Here is a 17,988-nt window from a genome sequence, read left to right as displayed (position 1 = left end):
GCGATGGTCCGCCTGCAGGCTCAAGCCGTAGCTGGCGAACCAAAGGCGCAAAATGCTTTCGCGCTGGAGGGTTTCGCAGCTGAGGACCCCTTTTGTGTTGCGGCTACTAATCAGCCTCAGACTTGTCCCGCTGCAAGGCTCTTTAAGAAGAGCTTCAATCTAAAGCACCCGACACCCGGCAAAAAGGAAAAGACGATGGCTGAGAAGCAAACACACGTTCAAGCTCCGATAGTGATTGAGTATCTGGAGAATTGTCGCGATCTGGTTCCGGTTTGTGCAAGCTGGTCCTTCGGGCAATGGGGTTGTCAGGCCAACGGCTCATTCGAGCTGACACAACGTGAGTTCCAAGCGTCCTCAAGACGTTCTCTGCCGCTGACTTTGGTTGCTAGCGAAGACAGAAGACCCACAGGGATGATCAGCCTTTCCAATTGTGATTTTAAAGGAAGGCCTGATCTTTCGCCCTGGCTGAAGTCGCTGTACGTCCATCCATTCCACCGCAATAAGGGTACAGCTTCATTGCTGGTCAAGAGGCTGGAACACGAAGCTTTGCGTCTCGGCTACGAAAGGCTTTATCTTACCACGGAGAGCGCAAAGCTCCTCTACACGAAGAACGGCTGGTCGGAAATGGACCACGTGCAGACACCTTATGGTGATGCGACTTTAATGACAAAGATTTTGCTGCGCGCACGTATGGCCTAGGTTAGACGAGCCAAGGTGCGCCTATGTTGGTCTGCGGGTACTCAAACCTCCTGCGGGACTCAACTGATCTGTCCGTGTGAACATATCGGAGAGTGCCATGAATCGTGCTTCGGACCATTAGATCATGGCAGGCGTGACCTCAGCCAGACCGTCGTCTATAGTGGACTTCAAAAATCACGTCCCCACGAATCCTTAAGTAGCCCAAAGCGTTGCGGCGTTTGAATGCCAAGCGCCATGCGGTCTTCAAATTGCATCGACAGAGGAAACTGAAAAATGTGGCTTTGCGAGAATGCTCTCCAATGTCGTGGAATAGCCGTTCCAACTTCCGCTGGTGAACAGGTCCCCGCAAAGGCTGACGCTGCCTACAATGCGGTTCTGCAATTGCTTTACAGCTATGCGCGCGTGCCGGTGCAACATCTTAGTGATCAGGAGCTTGCCTGCGAACTGGACCTTGGTCGGACACCGATACGCGAAGCACTGATCCGACTTGCCGCGGAGGGCAAGATCCTTTCGATCCCTCAGAAAGGCTATTTCACCAGGCCGCTCGTGGAGGGAGCATTGTTGGACTTGTATGGTATCGCACGTCAAACCCTCACCTACGCGCTCTGGCGTATGCGGCCGCAGGTGCGGAAAACTGACGGCGAACGTGACAACCCGCCCCGCGACCAGCTCGCGATACATGCGGAAACCGTCTTTGCCCAAATTGCCCAGCTGTCGGCAAACTGCGAAATCTGCCGAATTGTCGACAAATTCTGTTTTTGCTCACATCCTGTCCGGATGGAAATAATTAACTCGGACCTTGGCCCTTCCTACGAACAAAGCCTTGCGAGGCTGATCGACGCGATGCCGTTATTAAGCAAGGCGACGGGCACGTTGGAATCAGCATTGATGAGTCACCTTGATCTCGAACAGAGCGCGCTCCCACGCGTCGTACAAGAGGTAAACAGGCAGCGCTCGACAAGTTTTCCTCGGCTGGTGAGAAGTTTGTGAATACGCCAGCGTGATCACTGTCGAGTAGCTCAGCCTATGGCCAAGCGCAGTTGCTTAGCCGCTCAGGAGGGACAATCCACCTTCGCGAGCGCTTCCTGTAATGAAGTCGCGCCGAGACAGACGAGCGCCCGGTTTAGGTGTGATCGGATTTCAGCTTCGCTCTTACCCTCTAGTAGTGCAATCTCGGACACGCTCCAACCGAGCGATATCCAGCGAAGACACGAACGTTCAATGGGCGAGAGCTTCCAGATCGTCATGAACACTCGGCAGATTGACTGGTCCGCGTCAACGAATCCTGTCTCAGCTCGAACGGCTCACCAGATGTCAAGCTGCGCTCCTCTTAAAAAAAGGGGGCCGCCGTTGGACAGGTCCGCACGGCAACCCCAGCGCCCTGGGAGGCAAGAATTGCAATTGGTTCTCATACGCATCAGTCGCGAATTGCGGCTCCTGTTAGCGGATCGAACCAATGCAGCTTTTCCAAGTCGACTGTCAGCGGAAGCCGCTGGTTAGTTAAAGGCGTTGACGCCGGCGGGATGCGCGCCACCAGACGGCTCTTGCCTCTTTTCCTTAAAGCTTCCGAATCTGCTGCCTCTGCCTCGCTCACCTTGACGGGCAGCGAGGCAATATCGAAGAAGACGAAGGTATCGGCGCCGAGCGCCTCGACAACGGCAATTGGCTCATTGAATAGCGTCTCGGATTCGGGACACACCATAAATATCTCGGGCCGCAGTCCGACAATGACCTGGCGTCCGACATAGTTAGAAAGCGCAAGCCGCGCGAAAACTGGAAAGGTGATATCGGTTCCTGAGATGATGCCGTGCAAGCTTCCCCCCTCCTCCCGCAGGTTAACCCGGAGGAAATTCATCGCCGGCGAACCGATGAAGCCGGCAACGAAGAGATTGGCCGGCCGATCGTAAAGCCGCTGCGGCGTGTCGATCTGCTGCAGGTTGCTTTCCCCGGCATTGGCCACCGGCTTCAGCACGGCAACACGATCCCCCATCGTCATCGCCTCGACCTGGTCGTGGGTGACGTAGAGCGTGGTAACGCCAAGGCGCTGGTTCGGGAGCTTGAGCTCGGCACGCATCTGGACACGCAGCTTGGCATCGAGATTGGAAAGCGGCTCGTCCATCAGGAAGGCCATCGGGTGGCGGACGATCGCCCGGCCCATCGCGACGCGCTGGCGCTGACCGCCGGAGAGCGCACCCGGCTTGCGATGCAGGTATTTGGTCAGATCGAGCATCTCGGCTGCATCGCGCACAAGCTTCTCGATCTTGTCCTTCGGCATTTTGCGCTGCTGCAGTCCGAAGGCCATGTTCTCGTAGACCGTCATGTGCGGGTAGAGCGCATAGTTCTGGAACACCATGGCGATGTCGCGGTCCTGCGGCTCGGTGTTGGTGACATCCTGATCGTCCATGAGCAGCCGGCCGCTGTTGAGCAACTCGAGCCCGGCCGCCATCCTCAAAAGGGTGGACTTGCCGCAGCCCGACGGTCCGACCAGCACGACGAACTCGCCGTCGGCGACCGTGAAGCTCACATTGGCGACGGCGACGGTTCCGTCCGGGTAGGTTTTTCCAATCCCGTCAAAGGTCATGGACGCCATATAATTCTTCTCCCAGTTCAAGAGGCGAGGCAGCCTATCCATTGGGATGAATGCCTCGCGGGATTCGTGACGGCATCAGCCAACGGTAACGGCCTTGCCGCTGGCGACGGACTCCTCGATCGCCGCCAGAACCTTTGTGTTGGCAAGTCCGTCATTTGCGTCGGCAAGCAGGGGCACGTCGCGCACCACGCTGTCGACGAAGCGGGCGATGGATTCCTGCACGAAGCCGCCGATGCGGGTGGCGCCTGTCGGCGTCATGCCGATGTAGTCGTTGAACCGCATGCCCCCATCGACGATACGGCGAAGGCCGCCGCTATGGGTGGGATCGGCCTGGATCTGACCCTTTTCGCCGACAAATTCGATTTTGAAATCGACGAGCGACGGGTTGTCGCGCGACAGGATCCAGCTGTTTTCCATGGTCACCACCGTGCCCTTGGAAAATTCGAGGATCGAGGCGTGGAAATCCTTGGTGTCGACGCCGCCGGCGGCAAGCGTGCCGGACCGGGCAACGGCATAGACGCGGGTCACCTCGTCTTCGAGAATGAAACGCAGGACGTCGACCAGATGGCTGCCCAGGAACCAGAGCGCCGACGACTTCGCAGCCCAGCTCAGCATCTCGAAGGGAACGAAGGTCGTGTTCGAGAGCCGCGCCGTGCCATGCTTGGCAAGCCCGATCTGGCCGTCCTGGATCATATCGCGGATCTGCGCCAGGATCGGGTTCACCCGATTGTGGAAGTCGATCATCAGCTTGCCCTTCGACTTTGCGGCAGCCTCGGCGATCTCTTCTGCTTCCTTGACGGTCGTCGCCAGCGGCTTTTCGCTCAAGACGTGTTTGTCGGCTTTGAGCGCCGCGAGGATGATCGGTGTATGCGTGAAGTCGGGGGTGGCCACCGACACGGCGTCGATGCGGTCGCTGGCGATCAGCTTATTATAGTCGGTGAACGCTTCCGCCGCGCCGAAGCTTTCCTTCATCTTGAGCGCCCTGCCCTCGTCCAGATCGCAGACGCCGACAAGTTCGGTCTCCGGCAGGACGTTGAAGGTACGGGCGTGATTATTGCCCCAGAGGCCGGCGCCGATAACGCCAATACGAAGTTTGCTCATTATTTTTTACTCCATTCAGACTTTAGAAAAGCTCAGCCTTTGACCGACCCGAAGGTCAGACCCCGGACGACGTAGCGGTCGAAGACCAAGAAGATGATCATCGGCGGGATCATCGCGAGCACGGCGGCCGCGGCGATGTAGTTCCAGGTGACGCCGCTGGTTGCGAAATATCCGAGCGTCCCGATCGGAAGAGTGGCGGTCGAGCGCGAACTCAGCACCAGCGGGAAGGCCGCGTTGTTCCAGGCGAAGACGAAGGCGAACATCGAGGTGACGATGATGCCGGGGCGGACGATCGGCAGCGTGATGCGCCACATGATCGTGTCCCAGCGGGCGCCGTCGACACGGGCAGCCTCTTCCAGCTCCGCCGGCACCTCGTCGATAAAGCTCTTCATCAGCCAGACCGAGAACGGGATCGTCAGCGTCTGCAACACCAGCACCATCGAAAGGTAGGAGCCTTGCAGGCCGACCCGCGTGATCAGCACGAAATACGGGATCAGGAAGGCGATCGGCGGCGCCATCAGCAGCCCGAGATACCACAGCATGATGTTCTTCTTGCCGCGCATCTTGAAGCGGGAGAGCGCGTAAGCGGCCGGCACCGAGAACGGCAGATTGAGTAGCACCGCGCCGATCGCGACGATCAGCGAGTTCACAAGTTGCGGTGCATTGGTGCCGGGATCGACGAGGATATGCCGGAAGGCATCGAACGTGGGCTCGAAGGTGAGCTGCGGCGGCATCGCAAACGCGGTTTCGGCCGGACGGATGGCAAGCGCCAGGAACCAGAGGATCGGACCGATGAAGACGGCCAGGAACAACAGGCCCGCGGCATAGGTGAGCGCCGTGTAGAAAGTCGTGCGGCTGTTCATATCACCACTCCTCATTCCGGAAGGCGAAGAAGACGTAGAGGGCGACGATGATGTTGACGATCAGCACAGCGATCCAGGTCTGAGCGCTGACGAGCCCGACATTGAAATTGACGAGGCCTTGCTCGTAGAGCGAATAGCCGAGCGTGCGGGTGGAGGTCCCCGGCCCCCCACGGGTCAGCACCAGCACGGTGTCGAAGGTGTTGAAGATCTGCATGAAGCGCAGCATCACGATAATGATGGCGGTGCGCCGAATGAGCGGCAGCTTGATGCGCATCAGGATCGTCCAGGCCGATGCGCGATCGAGCCTGGCGGCCTCGATGATCTCGTCGGGAACGGCAAGCAGACTCGCATAGAGGACAATCGCGAAAAAGGGTGTCCACTGCCAGATATCGACGAAGAGGATGGCGGCAAGCGCCGTCGATGGCGAGCCGAGAATGCCCTCTGCCGGCAGCGGCAGCGAGAGCGACCGCAGAACCCAGGTTACAAGGCCGCCGCCCGGGTCGTAGAGGTAGCGGAAGAGGAAGCCAACGACGATCGGCGCGATCGTGGTTGGCAGAATCAGGAGCGCGCGTACGACATTCATGCCGGGCAGCGATTTGAGGAGGACAAGCGCGATCGCCAGACCGAGCGAGAACTCAATCGCCGCGCCTAGGATCGACAGGATCAGCGTGTTGGTCAGGGCCGCGCGGAAATCGAAGGCGTTGAGCGCCTGGACGTAATTGTCAAAGCCGACGAAGGCCAAGGGCTGCGGACCGACCTGCAGGTTCCAGAAATAGAAGCTCGACTTCAGGGCAAAGAGCAACGGATAGGCGATCAGCGCCAAGAGCATGATCACTGAAGGTGCGATCAGGAAGTAGGGCAGGTTTTGCCGTAAGAAGCCGCGCCGGACGGGCGCAAGCGCCTGCGGCGAGCGAAGGGTGATAGCGTGCATTGTCGAAGTCCAGTTCTTCTTCACTCGTTTCAGCCGGCGCGAACGTCTGCACGCGCCGGCCCCGAGGAGAATTCTATTACGCCTTGCCGAGCTTGCCGATCAGAGCCTTGGCGCCGTCGAGCGTGTCGGCGTAGCTTTCCTTCTGGTAGGGGATCATCAGATTGCCCTTGAGGATGCTTTCGAACAGGCTGTTGGTGCGCTCGAGCGCCGTCTTCGGATCTTCGCTGCCGGTCAGGAGCTGGTTGAGCGTCAGGCCGAGCACGCTTTCGACGGCGGTGTAACCGGGAACAGGCGGACGCGTGATCTTGCCGTTGCCCTGCTTCATCATGTCATATTGGACATCGAGATAGGGATAGATCGCCTTGACGTCGGCGTCTTCATAGAGCGACTTGCGGGCAAAATCCGAGAACTGGAAATTTAGATCCGGCCACTGCGCCATCTTCTTCTGGGTCGCCTTCGAGGTCGCCCATTTGATGAAGGCATAACCGTTGTCCTGCCGGTCGGAACTGGACGGCACGCCAAGGCTCCAGCCGCCGAGGCTGATTGTCTGGGCTACGCCCTTGGCCTTCGGCAGTGCCGCGGTCGCGTATTTGTCCATGACATCGGACTTCTTGCCGGTCATATAGCCGGAATTTTTGACCAGGTAGAAGTACGGCGTCCACCAGTAGAACATGCCGATATCGCCCTTGGCGAAGCGGGTGCCGGCATCGAACCAGACATAATTGATCGCTTCGGGCGGCGAGAGCTTGTAAAGCTGCCGGTAGACGTCGACCGATTTCGCCCAGGCGGGACCGGTGATCTGCGGCGAGAAGTCCCAGGGCGCGCCGGGGAAGGATTTGAACCAATTCGCGCCGTGGCTGGCCGACAGCTGGGTGAACATATGGGTGATCGGGGAGGGTTGCGACCCGCAGATCACCGTCGGGAAGAGCGGCTTGCCCCCGAAGAACTTCCCTTCAAGCGACTTCAGCGTCTCGATGTACTTCGTCCATGTCCAGTCTTCAGAGGCCTTGGTCGGCGGCGCGGCGATGCCGAAACTGTCGAAGATGTCCTTGCGGTACATCACGCCTTGCGCATAGGCCGCGACCGGCAGGGTGGCGATCTGTCCCCGCCACATGTTCGACGAATAGAGGACCTCGGGGATGAAGTCGGCAAGATTGATGTCGCTGTCCTTTGCGATGTAGTCGTTGAGGGAAATGATCCAGCCGTTGTCGAGATACTGCCCGAGCCACATCTGGTCGACGGCGATGACGTCCGCGTCCGACGTCTTGGCGACGAACGCCGAGACAAGGCGGGTCTGCAGCGCGTCATAGGAAAGGCTTTCGAGCTCCACCTTGATGCCGGTTTCCTTTTCGAACTCCGGGATCATCGCTTTCATCGAAAAGAAGAATGGATCTTCGACCGACAGAACGCGTACGGTCTTCGCGTCTTGGGCAGACGCGCGCCGTGGCGCGACAAGCGCACCCGCGCTTGATGCCAAGAGAGCTGCGACAGATGCTGACTTCAGCATGTTCCGGCGCGACATATTAACAATATCGAATGTCATCTGTGCCTCCTCAGTTGTTCTTAAATCCAACCGATCCGGGAAGCCTTCTCGGCACCGAGCTCGATTTCGATTGTACCCCTCATCTGCCGTTTTCAGCAGTTTGTTTGTACTTCGCACAAACTTACGATACTGTCAACATGATGCGATCGGAAGTACCCGTGACTAGCAGCTGACCCATGTGGTTGGCGGCAAGCCTTTAAGCGCCGTCTGGTCGAGCAAGCGCTCACAAGCTAGAAAGACGGGACTGGCAAATCGGAGATGCAAGGTGAAGTTCGAGAATCAGCCATCCTATTCGCTGGGGCAGCGCGGTCCTTCCAACAAGGACACGCTTGCTGGGGAAAGTGGCAATGTAAAGCTCGTTTCACAGTCGACCCTCGGCGAGATCAACCGCGGTCGGGTGCTGCAGGCGTTGTACGACAACGGTCCCAAAAGTCGCGCGGAACTTGCCCGTCTGGCGGGCGTCAATCGCACGACGATCACAGGCATCGTCCAGCCGATGATCGAGGAGGGCCTGCTCGTCGAAGGCGACGCAGTGCCATCAGACTTCAAGGGCGGCAAGCCAGCGCGTCCGATTTATTTCAATCCTGAAGCACCAATGCTCGGCGCCGTGCTTCTCTTGCCCGGCAACATCCAGACATGCCTCGTGACGCTCAGCGGCGATATCAAAGCTCTCACCAAGGCGCAATTCGATCCGCGTGGCGACAGGGATGCGTTCCTGGCGATCATCAAGGACGCCTTGTCCGCGACGCTTTCCCAAGCCCACCAGGCACCTTTCGGGATCGGCATCGCCTCGGGCGGCATGATCGACAGCGATAACGGGGTGATCCTCACAGTCAATCTTGCGCCCGTTCTGACGGGCCTCCACTTGGTCGATATCCTGCAGACCCATTTCTCATTGCCTGTTGTCATCGACCATCATCCGCGCGCGCTTCTCGTTGGCGACCGGTGGTTCGGGCCGGGACGAGGCCAGCAAAACTTCGCGGCGATCTATACCGGTGAGGTATTGGGCGGCGCTTTCTACATCGACGGACGGGTCTACCGGGGCCTTGCCGGCTCCGGCGGCGAACTGGGCCATACCGTGGTGCAGATCGATGGGGAACTCTGCAATTGCGGTAAGCACGGATGCTGGGAAACAGTCGCCGCCCTACCCTGGCTGCGGCGTGAAGCGGCCCGACTTGGCTTCGCAAACCCTGAAAGCGTCACCTGTGCTCGCCTCATCAAAGAGGCAGCAGAAGGCTCCGAAGCTGCGAACGGCCTGCTGGACCGCTATACCCGAAACGTCGCGTTCGGGATTCTCAACCTGCAGCAGACCCTGTCGCTCAACTCCTATGTCCTGCATGGGGACATTGCAGGCGGCGGCGCAGACGCCGGCGAACGCGTCAGGCAACATGTCGAACGGTTGGTCAAGAAGCGACCGAACCAGGAGATTTCGATCACGCTGAATGGCATCGGAGAAGGCCATACCGCATTGCGAGGCGCCGCTGGCTTGGTCTTGTCCAGCCACCTGAAGCTGGTCATCTAGGCAGCATACGATCCCGACGGCGAAACGGCCAGCGACGCGGCTGAGCCATTGTGGTTTTAATTGTCGGGAGGTCACAAAGTATCGATCTCGCCGGACGGGCCGCTCGCGCTTTGTCTGCGAGCATGTCTTTCTCCAGCACAATCTTAGATACCCAATGAAAGTTTCGTAAGACTATCGATACGGGCGTAAGGGCCAATTATGGTCTGGTATTGCTTCAAGTAGCGGCCTGCTTGATCGGATTGCTATCCCCGCCGCTCTTAGTTCGATTTGGGGGACGGCAACATGCAGGGGCGGCCATCTATAGATAGCAGAACGTCAATTGCGCGCGCGCATGAACGCCGATAGACGACGACTCCGAATTTGCCGTGCTCTTGGATAATGTATCGAAATTGAGATCGACATGAAGGAGATGCGTCTGCGCTACGCGAAGCTGCCCGGCAAGCGAACTCATTCACACCTTGCTCGTTTCAGGATCAACCGTCGCCAAGGTCGACCAGACAGACAAGGAACCAGCCATCGATTAAATGGCCGCGATCTGGATTGGACTTGAAAGCGCAAGTCCAGCCTTAGCCAAGCGGAGCATCCAAATCATTGGACGAGAGCCCGCCGAGCGGTTCGCCCCGGGTGAGCGTTCGGTTCGGCTTTCAAAGGAGCCGCCATGCCGGCTTCGAGGCAAGCGGCCATGAATGCCTCTCGTGCAACGATGGCGGCTACGCCGCCATTGAGGGCACCGCGACAGGTCTTGATGGCACGCTGATGGCGTTCGCCATAACGCAATGGCCACTCGTTTTCGAGAAAATCCAAAGCGTCGTATACGCCCGCAAACGTCCGCTCAAGACCACACTGAAGTCGGATAGTGACCAAACGAGTCCAGGAAACATCGGTCATCGGCATCCTATTTTCCTTCCAATGTCACCTGTGGTCATTCAACAAATATTGGAATAACTTTCGAGCGTTCAAGAGTCGCGACGACGCGAAGTCGCCTTGATCGAGCCAGAAGGGGCGACCGCTCAAGCCAGCGCGGGTGGCAAACGTCGCCTGTTACGATGCGATATCATGAAGTCTTGCCACCGCCGCCACCAATAATCGCAAAGCCTTTTCTCTGATCGTGCGTGTCTCTGATCGTGCGTGGTGCGGCCAATCAAGCCGCTCTCTTGTGAAGATCGCACCTGCTGACGATCGTAGAACGGGAGAGTCGCCATCGCTGCGATGATGAGGATGGCACAAGTTTTTGACCAAGTAAGCCCTTGCCAGCCGCGCGCCTCCCGAACAGACCGCTTCAAAAAAGCGGTTATTGCCGAGGCTGCGACCGGTCAGTTTCCTTGGCTGGGCAATGAAGCGCAATCACCTCCCACGGCTCCTTCGTCAACAAGTCTTTAGTGGCCTAATAGATCGTAGGATAGTGCTCGTCTTCCTCCTAATTAAGGGCGGAGTGTACGACAGTCATAGGACGTTGTTGGAGTGGCCAGCCTTATACTGCCTTGAGGTCCGCCAAAAATTTCTCAAATGCATTGTTGATCGGCTTGGCGATCTCAGCAACCGCCTTGCTCGCCAACGCCCGAAATTCCTTGGCATCCTCGATGCTGGTGTCTACGCGCTTGTGCAGGAATGCCGATTGGAGTTCGAACACTTGTGACGGCGAATTCGCGCCGAGCAACGCTTGCAAATACGAGAAACCGGCCACCGCATTAGCATGCAATGCAGCGACAGACTTAAGCGACAATTCGTAGCCTGCCAGCGTTGCGGTTTCGAAGATCGGAGTGAGGATTTTTTGTGCCTCTTCAGCGCTCGACGCGAATTTAAAGAAAGCTTCAGTCAACTGCTTGTTCCCCTTTTCTACGGATGCCCCGATTTGATCGGCCACCTTCAGAGGCGATGATGCTGAATTTTCGATTGTTTCAAAGGACCTTTCTGAAGCCTTGGTGGTCATAGCGCTTTCCTTCTCACCTTGTTTGTTAATGTCGCTAGGCACGGCGATATTGTTGAAACAATTTAACCTGAGAGTATCGCCTAGCAGTTTGTACATGCACGAATGCGGAACTCAGTTTGACGGCCGTTTTTCAGACTCCGGATCTGAGAGATCCGAATTGGCTCCGTTACCGCCTGGTTTAGGAAGCCGGCCCATACGACGAGTACGTGCAAACTCGATGCCAACTATGCACACGCTTTCAAAAAGGGTGTTTCCGAGTATTGTTCTACGGCTTACGCGGAAATCTTCAGACTGCAACGCGTCTGCTATGTCGCTTATTGTCTGACTCAAGACATTTTTGAACGCCAGACAGAGCGACCATCGGAGTGATCGCTCTGACGTAGACCCATTTTTTGCTTGGCACGAAACTTGTGTGTTTATCGCAGACCACCGGGAGCAAGCCGCCGCAAGGGCACTGATGCTGGTCTCGGCTGGTCGTCACAAAAATTGAGGTCAACGACATAGCGCACAGAACGAACCCGGACGATTGATCCTGTGGGTGTCAAAGGGTTCTGGCGAACACTGCATCGATAACCTGCCAAAAACCCAGCATGCGGCCAGAACGTCGAGGTTGGCGAAAAATATCCGTAGGGATGCAATCAACGGAGTTAAGGATGAATAGATATTTTTGCGAATTGCTAGGAACCTTTGCGCTCATTTTCTTCGGCTGCGGCACACTCCTCTTTATGCGTTCGGAGGTGGGGCCTCTCGGTGTCGCGCTTGCCTTCGGGATGACAGTGGTAGCGATGGCCTACGCGATTGGCCCAGTATCAGGGGCTCATCTCAATCCCGCCGTCAGCCTCGGTTTTCTTGTTGCGCGACGGTTTGGACTGTGGGACTTCGTCGCGTATGTCTTGGCTCAAAGTGCGGGGGCTATAGCGGCCGCAGGAGCGCTCTATGTCATAGCCATGGACAAAGTCGGCGGCTACGACATTGCCGTAGAAGGTTTCGCTCAAAACGGCTGGGGAGCCTATGGGGTAAGATCTGCGTTCCTGTTCGAGTTCATCTCCACGTTCCTGTTTGTGACGGTATTTCTCAAAAGCACCGCCGAGGACGGGGCGGGCACTGTCGCAGGTTTTGCAATTGGTCTTACCTTAGTTGCAATCCATCTGGCCGGCATTACGGTTTCGGGTGCTTCTGTAAACCCTGCCCGGGCGCTCGGCCCGGCGCTCTTTGCAGGGGAGACGGCGCGCTCGCAGCTCTGGCTTTATATAGTTGCACCAATGCTCGGTGCTGTTGCGGCGGGCCTTCTGCAACTCACTGAAGTTCTCGCGTTTCGACCAATAAGCAATGCGCTGAAGCGCAATGGCACTACTCTTGCTGGGCGAAGTAGAGCTGATGCAGCTCGCCACTTCCGGTCGCGCCCTTGATCCAGATTTCGACGGATTTCACATTTCCTTGACGGTGCACCGCCCCGCCCCGAGCCAATGGGGCTACATATCACGTGATTTCATTTTCCACCGTGCATTATCACCTAAGCGGTTCCAGTTTCATCTTTTAGGTCGCGTTGATCTTCTTTCGCGACTGGAAAATCGGACGGCGGCCAGATTTGGAAAAACTTGGGTCCGTATTCAGAGCCCGACGGCCTAAAATAGACGTCTGATCGATATTGCGGCTGATGCTTCTCCAGGGATGCTCTGTGAGCGGTTTCAACGCCAGCACTTCGGATTCACTTGTGAACACTCTCTGCTCGGCATTATGAGCTCTGCTCATGGATCCATGAAGGAATGCCATTTCAGTTTTGGTTTGCCTCATGATATTGGCCGCTGGGGACAACGAATATCGCCTCGCCCGAGTCCATAGAACGGAGAGCATCAGCCGTGCGCGAAAGCCATCGCGCAGCACTTGTGCTGTAGTACAACCATTGATTGTTGGTAGCGATACGATAATAATCTTAGGCCGTAAACCCTCCGGCCAACGTCAAAAGAAGAGGTCTTTGAATGCGCGCAGACGTCCAGTGGAAATTGTGCTGGGAAAATGAGTTGCAACTCTCCGATCATGTTAATCTCGCCGAGTTCTTTCGGAAGACATACGGGCCGACTGGAGCGTTTAATGCAAAGCCGTTCCAAGGCAGTCAAAGCTGGGCCGGCGCAAGACCTGAGCTTCGTGCGATCGCGTATGACTCGATCGGCGTTGCGGCCCATCTGGGTTTGCTGCGCCGTTTCATCAAAGTTGATGGGGTAGATCTTTTGGTGGCTGAGCTAGGTCTGTATGGAGTGCGTCCGGATCTTGAGGGGCTCGGCATCGCCCATTCGATCCAGGTTATGCTTCCAACATTGCAGAAGTTTCAAGTTCCATTCGCCTTCGGTACGGTTCGACCCGAGCTGCGGAAACACATTGAAAGATTCGCCCGACACAGCCCGCTGACTGTTGTGTCACAGGTGAGCGTACGATCCACGCTGCCACACGCTCGCATCGACTTGCCGCCCACCCGTGTCGAGGATCCCCTGGTCATCATTATGCCCATTGGACAGCCCATCTCCGCCTGGCCGGCCGGTACGATGATCGACCGGAACGGACCGGAGTTATGACCTACCTCGATTGCTTGCGGGAGTGCTCAGGCTCGTGGTGGAACTCACGGTCCCAAGCGCAATCCGGTCCGGTCATCGACAGGATCGTGCCGTCCGTCCTCGGATGAAGAGATATGCGGTTCAATGGCCTTGATCTCAATCTCCTGGTTGCGCTCGACGCCCTGATGAGCGAGCGTAATCTGACGGCGGCGGCGCGCAGCATCAACTTGAGCCAGCCAGCCATGAGCGCGGCCGTCGCCCGGCTGCGCACCTTCTTCCAAGATGAGCTGTTTACGATATCCGGGCGCGAATTTATCCCCACACCTAGGGCAGAAAGCCTGGCGCCCGCGGTGCGCGATGCTCTGCTTCATGTTCAGCTCTCCATTATTTCCAGAGAGCCGTTTGACCCCGCGCAATCGGATCGTCGCTTCAAAGTTATCCTTTCAGATTACGACGCGCTCGTATTTTTCGAAAAAGTCGTGGAGCGCGCGGTGCGGGAAGCTCCTGCTGTCAGTTTCGAATTTCGACCGCCGGGCGATGACAATGAGGATCTACTCCGGCGCGGCGAAGTCGATCTTCTCATTCTGCCGGAAATGTTCGCGTCGAACACCCAGCCCCGAGCAAGGCTATTCGATGATGTCCATGTGTGCGTAGGCTGCACCTCGAACAAGCAACTGGCAGAGCCACTCACATTCGATAAATACATGTCGATGGCACACGTTGTGGTCAAGTTTGGGAATGTACGTAGGCCTGGCATTGAGGAATGGTATTTGCTCGAATATGGTCACAAGAGACGCATCGACGTCGTCGTACATGGCTTCAGCATGATTCCGCCGATGGTTTCGGGCAACGAACGCATAGGGACCATGCCCTTACGGCTTGCGCAGCATTTCGCAAAAACGATACCCCTGCAAATCGTTGAGCTTCCGCTGCCACTACTCCTTCCGTTCACCGAAGCCGTACAATGGCCCGCCCTGCACAATAGTGATCCCGCAAGCCTCTGGATACGCGAACTCGTGTGCAAGGAGACGTCCCACATGATTTCGCCACCGGCCGCGGCCGAACCTCATATCCGCCGGATAAGCACCGGCCCTGTGCGGCCCACCTGCGATCGGCGAATTTGATAACGACCGGTAAAGTCATGCGTCTTGCCCTTTTTTACACAAGCCAATTGGGTTCGACCGCACGGCCATAACCAGTCGCAACATTATTTTGCGTCCGGGCGCAGCAGAATAGCATGGATGCGTCAGTTGAACGGAAACTCGGATAATTTCAGCGCTCCGATCGACATGAAGGACGAGCTGCCATAACTCAGGTCGCGATTGCGGGTTGCAGGCACAAGGCTCAGCAGCCGTTATCGAGGCCGATCGACGTTCGTCCGCTACTTTGCCGAATGCCGGTAAAAGACATCCGCCAGAATGTGGTGATCATGGCGATAGACTTCAGCCATGATATTGTAGAGCTCTGGATCGTGAACCTCGAACTCGTCTGATGTGGCGACGGTGAGTTCACCATGGCTGTAAGCCGTATTCGTATTGAACCAAAACCGCGTGCCTTCGGCCCAATATTCATCGACGGTGTTTTCCATATACGAACGCGCCCAGAGTCCTTTTTCGCGGGCGTGGAAATAGGCTTTTTCAACTCGCGCGACGAGATCAGGATCCACCGTGCGAAGCGCGTTGAAGATGTTATGGGAGAATTCGTGAACAAGAATGTTCCCTCCGTAATACCGAGTGCCGCGCACGCCCATCAAATTTTCCACGGCCCCCGTCGTGTAGAGCCCGCCCATGCCGCGCGCCCGTTGGGCCCAGTATTCCCGGGCAGTCATCTTGTCGATCGTGTTGGCGTAATTCCGCCGTTCGTCGGGGGTGAGGCGCGGATCATCGGGCGCCGGCTTCTTCCAATCCCGCTGCTCCGGAATGTCAGTCGTCGTCTCGTCGATTGCCATAATGCCCACCCGCGCCCCAGCCCGGATTAAAGCATCGCGAACATCACGACGTTCTGACAACATGTATAGGACAATGTCACGTGCGATCAAAAGTGCCGTGTCTGGAACCTTTTCGGACGAGATAATAGGTATGCCCGCTGCGTCAGCATATTTGGCATAAAACGGATCCAGGCCGAGTGAAGTCGGTGGGCTGCGAACCATGAAAGTATCGAAATTGGATATATCTGCCATCGACAATGGCGACGCAGATAAACCATCCTCAGCGCCGCCGAGTCCCCCTACGGACGCAGCAAGAAGATATCCACCACACAGGACCATCCCCATCGAGCATATATGAATCATCATGACCTTTCCCCAATGCGCTGTCTTCCTGAGACGACGCAACAAGCGTGCCAATTACCAAGCAAAGAACCGATGGCTATATCTATCGACGATAGTCTGTCGCGCTGAGCATTTGCGGCTACGCCTTTATCCGAAGGAAGGCGGATTAGGACTTGCAGCTGAAGGCAACATGCTTCTCGACGCTGGGACGTTGCTCGCAGCCGCGCTTGCATCAATACGAACCGAGGGCGCCTGCCGCGCTGGTCGGTGGATTTCACCGCTGTGAAGTGAAGCTTGCCGGAACCATCCGACGTTTGGATGAATCCTATCAAATCAATCGATTATCCCAATGGGCCAATCAAGCGTAAATAGGCGGTGAAGTGCTCCACCGAAAGTGGGGTCCGCGATGCTAATCAGTGGTGGTCCACGTGAAGATAAGCCTCCTCGGCAGGGATGTCGACGATGTCCCCATTGATCACATTCGCCATGGCCGGCTCATCGGTGGCGAAGGTATTGGGCAGATCAGGATACCCAATCTGCCGATGGACGATATCGATCTCGCTTGCATGGCCGTCTTTGAGGTCTCGATCGAGTCCGTAGCTCTCGGTTTGTAATTTCATGCTCCAGGAAGCCCTCATGAAGATTTCAGTGGTGATCGTCCTATCGAGCTGCACATTTCTGCCGGTCTCGACGCTGCCGATCGCGATTGCGATTCCGACTAACTGAAAACGGAGAAAAGATATGTCTGATGCAAAACTGCAAGGGGTGCTTTCGGCTCTTTCGCAGACGGCGAGACAGCTAGACGCTATTCCGCCCAAACAGCGGGGTCCGGAGGCCAATTGCGTTAAGCTGGACACGAATGAGAATCCATTTCCGTTGCCAATGCTGGTGATGCGAAGCGCGATTGCCGCCCTCAAACGGCATTATCTTTATCCCGAAGATGATAATCGCTGCTTGCGGGAAGCGGCCGCCAATGCATATGGCCTCTCCCCCGATCAGGTGATCGCCGGCAATGGATCGTCTGAACTGCTGGCGCTCATCTACAGGGCTTTCCTTGCTCCCGGTGATAGCGTGGCGATGATGTCGCCAGGTTTTTCGTTCAACCGCAAACTAGCCATGTTGCAGGGTGCTCGATTTCTCGAAATCGGATGGGGCAAATCTTATTCGTTGCCGATAGAGCAATTGCTTCTCGGTCCCGCCAAAGAGGCAAAGTTCATCCTGCTGGCCAATCCGAATAATCCGAGCGGAACCTTTATTCCGATAGCCGAGATCGACAGGCTCGCTGCGCAATCCGACCGTTTGATCGTGTTGGATGAGGCGTATGTCGATTTTGCGCCCGACGATGCTCTACGACTTATCAATCGCCACTCGAATCTGCTGGTCTTAAGAACATTTTCCAAAAGCTACGCCGCCGCCGGTATTCGCATTGGCTTCGGCTTCGGTCATCCTGAACTTATCGGAAGGCTGCGTAACAGCCAAAATCTCTTCAACATGAATCTTATCGCCCACGCGGTCGGCACTAGCATCCTCTCGCACCGCGCCGCCTACGCCGAGAACCACAAACATATCAAAGATGAAAGACACCGAACCACGGCTGCACTTTCTAAACTCGGATTTTCGGTGACACCTTCTCATGCAAATTTCTTGCTCGCTCGCGTACCACCTGGGCAAAACGGCACGTGGTGGCAAGCATCGTTGAGAAGACGCAAGATACTTGTGGCCGTCTTTCCCGATGACGGCTTGGAAAATCATATTCGCGTAAGCATCGGTTCAAAAAACCAAATGGATGCATTCCTATCGGCCGCCGCTGACATTTCTGAAAGCCTGAAAGTGCAGCCAGTCACGCACGGCTAATTTTTGTTTTTGCGCACGCTACAGAAACAGCCAAGTCGATCTGGCCGAGATACCGAGATCTCTGCACCAGATGAGGTTCACACAACCGGTATCGGCCATTGCACTTTCCCTAGTGCCTTATGATGCCTTGTCGTGGA

General features: G+C 56.6%; 17 protein-coding genes. 7 read left to right on the top strand and 10 right to left on the bottom strand.

Features of this window, described 5'->3' with window-relative positions:
* Nucleotides 1-3: 3 nt before the first annotated feature.
* Both NXC24_RS22160 and NXC24_RS22155 read left to right on the top strand, forming a co-directional pair.
* Complete coding sequence (locus NXC24_RS22160; protein WP_245464052.1) at nucleotides 4-699, top strand: GNAT family N-acetyltransferase; 696 nt, start codon at nucleotides 4-6, stop codon at nucleotides 697-699.
* A 273-nt stretch (nucleotides 700-972) separates the two neighbouring features.
* Nucleotides 973-1,689, top strand: a complete 717-nt coding sequence (locus tag NXC24_RS22155) for a GntR family transcriptional regulator (protein ID WP_104825611.1) — start codon at nucleotides 973-975, stop codon at nucleotides 1,687-1,689.
* A gap of 62 nt (nucleotides 1,690-1,751) precedes the next feature.
* On the opposite strand, the gene NXC24_RS22150 is transcribed toward NXC24_RS22155, so the two are convergent.
* The 6 genes from NXC24_RS22150 to NXC24_RS22125 form a co-directional block, all read right to left on the bottom strand.
* Nucleotides 1,752-1,946, bottom strand: a complete 195-nt coding sequence (locus tag NXC24_RS22150; protein WP_104825610.1) for a helix-turn-helix transcriptional regulator — start codon at nucleotides 1,944-1,946, stop codon at nucleotides 1,752-1,754.
* Between the two features lie 170 nt (nucleotides 1,947-2,116).
* On the bottom strand, nucleotides 2,117-3,289 hold the full coding sequence (ugpC, locus tag NXC24_RS22145) for a sn-glycerol-3-phosphate ABC transporter ATP-binding protein UgpC (protein ID WP_104825609.1): 1,173 nt from the start codon (nucleotides 3,287-3,289) through the stop codon (nucleotides 2,117-2,119).
* A gap of 75 nt (nucleotides 3,290-3,364) precedes the next feature.
* On the bottom strand, nucleotides 3,365-4,390 hold the full coding sequence (locus NXC24_RS22140) for a Gfo/Idh/MocA family oxidoreductase (RefSeq protein WP_104825608.1): 1,026 nt from the start codon (nucleotides 4,388-4,390) through the stop codon (nucleotides 3,365-3,367).
* Between the two features lie 32 nt (nucleotides 4,391-4,422).
* A complete protein-coding gene (locus NXC24_RS22135; protein WP_104825607.1) occupies nucleotides 4,423-5,253 on the bottom strand; it encodes a carbohydrate ABC transporter permease in 831 nt (276 codons plus the stop codon).
* Between the two features lies 1 nt (nucleotide 5,254).
* Nucleotides 5,255-6,184, bottom strand: coding sequence for a sugar ABC transporter permease (locus tag NXC24_RS22130; RefSeq protein ID WP_104825606.1), 930 nt, complete (start codon nucleotides 6,182-6,184; stop codon nucleotides 5,255-5,257).
* A gap of 76 nt (nucleotides 6,185-6,260) precedes the next feature.
* Nucleotides 6,261-7,727 carry an extracellular solute-binding protein gene (locus tag NXC24_RS22125; RefSeq protein WP_104825605.1) on the bottom strand — a complete coding sequence of 489 codons (1,467 nt, stop codon included), beginning with the start codon at nucleotides 7,725-7,727 and terminating at the stop codon, nucleotides 6,261-6,263.
* A gap of 265 nt (nucleotides 7,728-7,992) precedes the next feature.
* On the opposite strand from NXC24_RS22125, the gene NXC24_RS22120 reads away from it, so the two are divergent.
* Nucleotides 7,993-9,249, top strand: a complete 1,257-nt coding sequence (locus NXC24_RS22120) for an ROK family transcriptional regulator (protein WP_104825604.1) — start codon at nucleotides 7,993-7,995, stop codon at nucleotides 9,247-9,249.
* Nucleotides 9,250-9,837: 588 nt separating this feature from the next.
* Here NXC24_RS22120 and NXC24_RS22115 read toward each other — a convergent pair.
* Both NXC24_RS22115 and NXC24_RS22110 read right to left on the bottom strand, forming a co-directional pair.
* Nucleotides 9,838-10,143 (bottom strand): DUF982 domain-containing protein, encoded by a 306-nt coding sequence (locus tag NXC24_RS22115; RefSeq protein WP_104825603.1) that lies wholly within the window; start codon nucleotides 10,141-10,143, stop codon nucleotides 9,838-9,840.
* Nucleotides 10,144-10,720: 577 nt separating this feature from the next.
* Complete coding sequence (locus tag NXC24_RS22110; RefSeq protein ID WP_104825602.1) at nucleotides 10,721-11,179, bottom strand: phasin; 459 nt, start codon at nucleotides 11,177-11,179, stop codon at nucleotides 10,721-10,723.
* Nucleotides 11,180-11,832: 653 nt separating this feature from the next.
* Between NXC24_RS22110 and NXC24_RS22105 the strand changes: the two genes are divergently transcribed.
* The 3 genes from NXC24_RS22105 to NXC24_RS22095 all read left to right on the top strand — a co-directional run bounded on the left by NXC24_RS22105 (nucleotide 11,833) and on the right by NXC24_RS22095 (nucleotide 14,852).
* A complete protein-coding gene (locus NXC24_RS22105; protein ID WP_104825601.1) occupies nucleotides 11,833-12,588 on the top strand; it encodes an aquaporin in 756 nt (251 codons plus the stop codon).
* 570 nt (nucleotides 12,589-13,158) lie between these two features.
* Nucleotides 13,159-13,749 carry a NodA family N-acyltransferase gene (locus tag NXC24_RS22100; RefSeq protein WP_104825600.1) on the top strand — a complete coding sequence of 197 codons (591 nt, stop codon included), beginning with the start codon at nucleotides 13,159-13,161 and terminating at the stop codon, nucleotides 13,747-13,749.
* A gap of 113 nt (nucleotides 13,750-13,862) precedes the next feature.
* Nucleotides 13,863-14,852, top strand: coding sequence for a LysR family transcriptional regulator (locus tag NXC24_RS22095; RefSeq protein WP_104825599.1), 990 nt, complete (start codon nucleotides 13,863-13,865; stop codon nucleotides 14,850-14,852).
* A gap of 257 nt (nucleotides 14,853-15,109) precedes the next feature.
* On the opposite strand, the gene NXC24_RS22090 is transcribed toward NXC24_RS22095, so the two are convergent.
* Nucleotides 15,110-16,018 carry a glycoside hydrolase gene (locus NXC24_RS22090; RefSeq protein ID WP_104825925.1) on the bottom strand — a complete coding sequence of 303 codons (909 nt, stop codon included), beginning with the start codon at nucleotides 16,016-16,018 and terminating at the stop codon, nucleotides 15,110-15,112.
* Nucleotides 16,019-16,410: 392 nt separating this feature from the next.
* Nucleotides 16,411-16,617 carry a hypothetical protein gene (locus tag NXC24_RS22080; RefSeq protein WP_245464050.1) on the bottom strand — a complete coding sequence of 69 codons (207 nt, stop codon included), beginning with the start codon at nucleotides 16,615-16,617 and terminating at the stop codon, nucleotides 16,411-16,413.
* A 121-nt stretch (nucleotides 16,618-16,738) separates the two neighbouring features.
* Here NXC24_RS22080 and NXC24_RS22075 point away from each other — a divergent pair, with 121 nt between their 5' ends.
* The gene (locus NXC24_RS22075; protein WP_104825597.1) at nucleotides 16,739-17,851 is read left to right on the top strand and encodes a histidinol-phosphate transaminase; all 1,113 of its coding nucleotides are present in this window, start codon (nucleotides 16,739-16,741) and stop codon (nucleotides 17,849-17,851) included.
* Nucleotides 17,852-17,988 lie beyond the last annotated feature (137 nt).

Source organism: Rhizobium sp. NXC24, assembly GCF_002944315.1.
Taxonomy (GTDB): domain Bacteria; phylum Pseudomonadota; class Alphaproteobacteria; order Rhizobiales; family Rhizobiaceae; genus Rhizobium.
The sequence above is the reverse complement of the archived record's forward strand: the minus strand, read 5'-3'. Positions and strand labels throughout refer to the sequence as shown.

Bases quoted from the DNA above. Each gene is read 5' to 3' on its own strand.
- NXC24_RS22130 (WP_104825606.1), bottom strand. From the start codon at position 6,184: ATGCACGCTATCACCCTTCGCTCGCCGCAGGCGCTTGCGCCCGTCCGG.
- NXC24_RS22155 (WP_104825611.1), top strand. From the start codon at position 973: ATGTGGCTTTGCGAGAATGCTCTCCAATGTCGTGGAATAGCCGTTCCA.
- ugpC (WP_104825609.1), bottom strand. From the start codon at position 3,289: ATGGCGTCCATGACCTTTGACGGGATTGGAAAAACCTACCCGGACGGA.
- NXC24_RS22080 (WP_245464050.1), bottom strand. From the start codon at position 16,617: ATGAAATTACAAACCGAGAGCTACGGACTCGATCGAGACCTCAAAGAC.
- NXC24_RS22135 (WP_104825607.1), bottom strand. From the start codon at position 5,253: ATGAACAGCCGCACGACTTTCTACACGGCGCTCACCTATGCCGCGGGC.
- NXC24_RS22115 (WP_104825603.1), bottom strand. From the start codon at position 10,143: ATGCCGATGACCGATGTTTCCTGGACTCGTTTGGTCACTATCCGACTT.
- NXC24_RS22160 (WP_245464052.1), top strand. From the start codon at position 4: ATGGTCCGCCTGCAGGCTCAAGCCGTAGCTGGCGAACCAAAGGCGCAA.
- NXC24_RS22075 (WP_104825597.1), top strand. From the start codon at position 16,739: ATGTCTGATGCAAAACTGCAAGGGGTGCTTTCGGCTCTTTCGCAGACG.
- NXC24_RS22110 (WP_104825602.1), bottom strand. From the start codon at position 11,179: ATGACCACCAAGGCTTCAGAAAGGTCCTTTGAAACAATCGAAAATTCA.
- NXC24_RS22095 (WP_104825599.1), top strand. From the start codon at position 13,863: ATGCGGTTCAATGGCCTTGATCTCAATCTCCTGGTTGCGCTCGACGCC.
- NXC24_RS22105 (WP_104825601.1), top strand. From the start codon at position 11,833: ATGAATAGATATTTTTGCGAATTGCTAGGAACCTTTGCGCTCATTTTC.
- NXC24_RS22150 (WP_104825610.1), bottom strand. From the start codon at position 1,946: ATGACGATCTGGAAGCTCTCGCCCATTGAACGTTCGTGTCTTCGCTGG.
- NXC24_RS22100 (WP_104825600.1), top strand. From the start codon at position 13,159: ATGCGCGCAGACGTCCAGTGGAAATTGTGCTGGGAAAATGAGTTGCAA.
- NXC24_RS22140 (WP_104825608.1), bottom strand. From the start codon at position 4,390: ATGAGCAAACTTCGTATTGGCGTTATCGGCGCCGGCCTCTGGGGCAAT.
- NXC24_RS22125 (WP_104825605.1), bottom strand. From the start codon at position 7,727: ATGACATTCGATATTGTTAATATGTCGCGCCGGAACATGCTGAAGTCA.
- NXC24_RS22090 (WP_104825925.1), bottom strand. From the start codon at position 16,018: ATGATTCATATATGCTCGATGGGGATGGTCCTGTGTGGTGGATATCTT.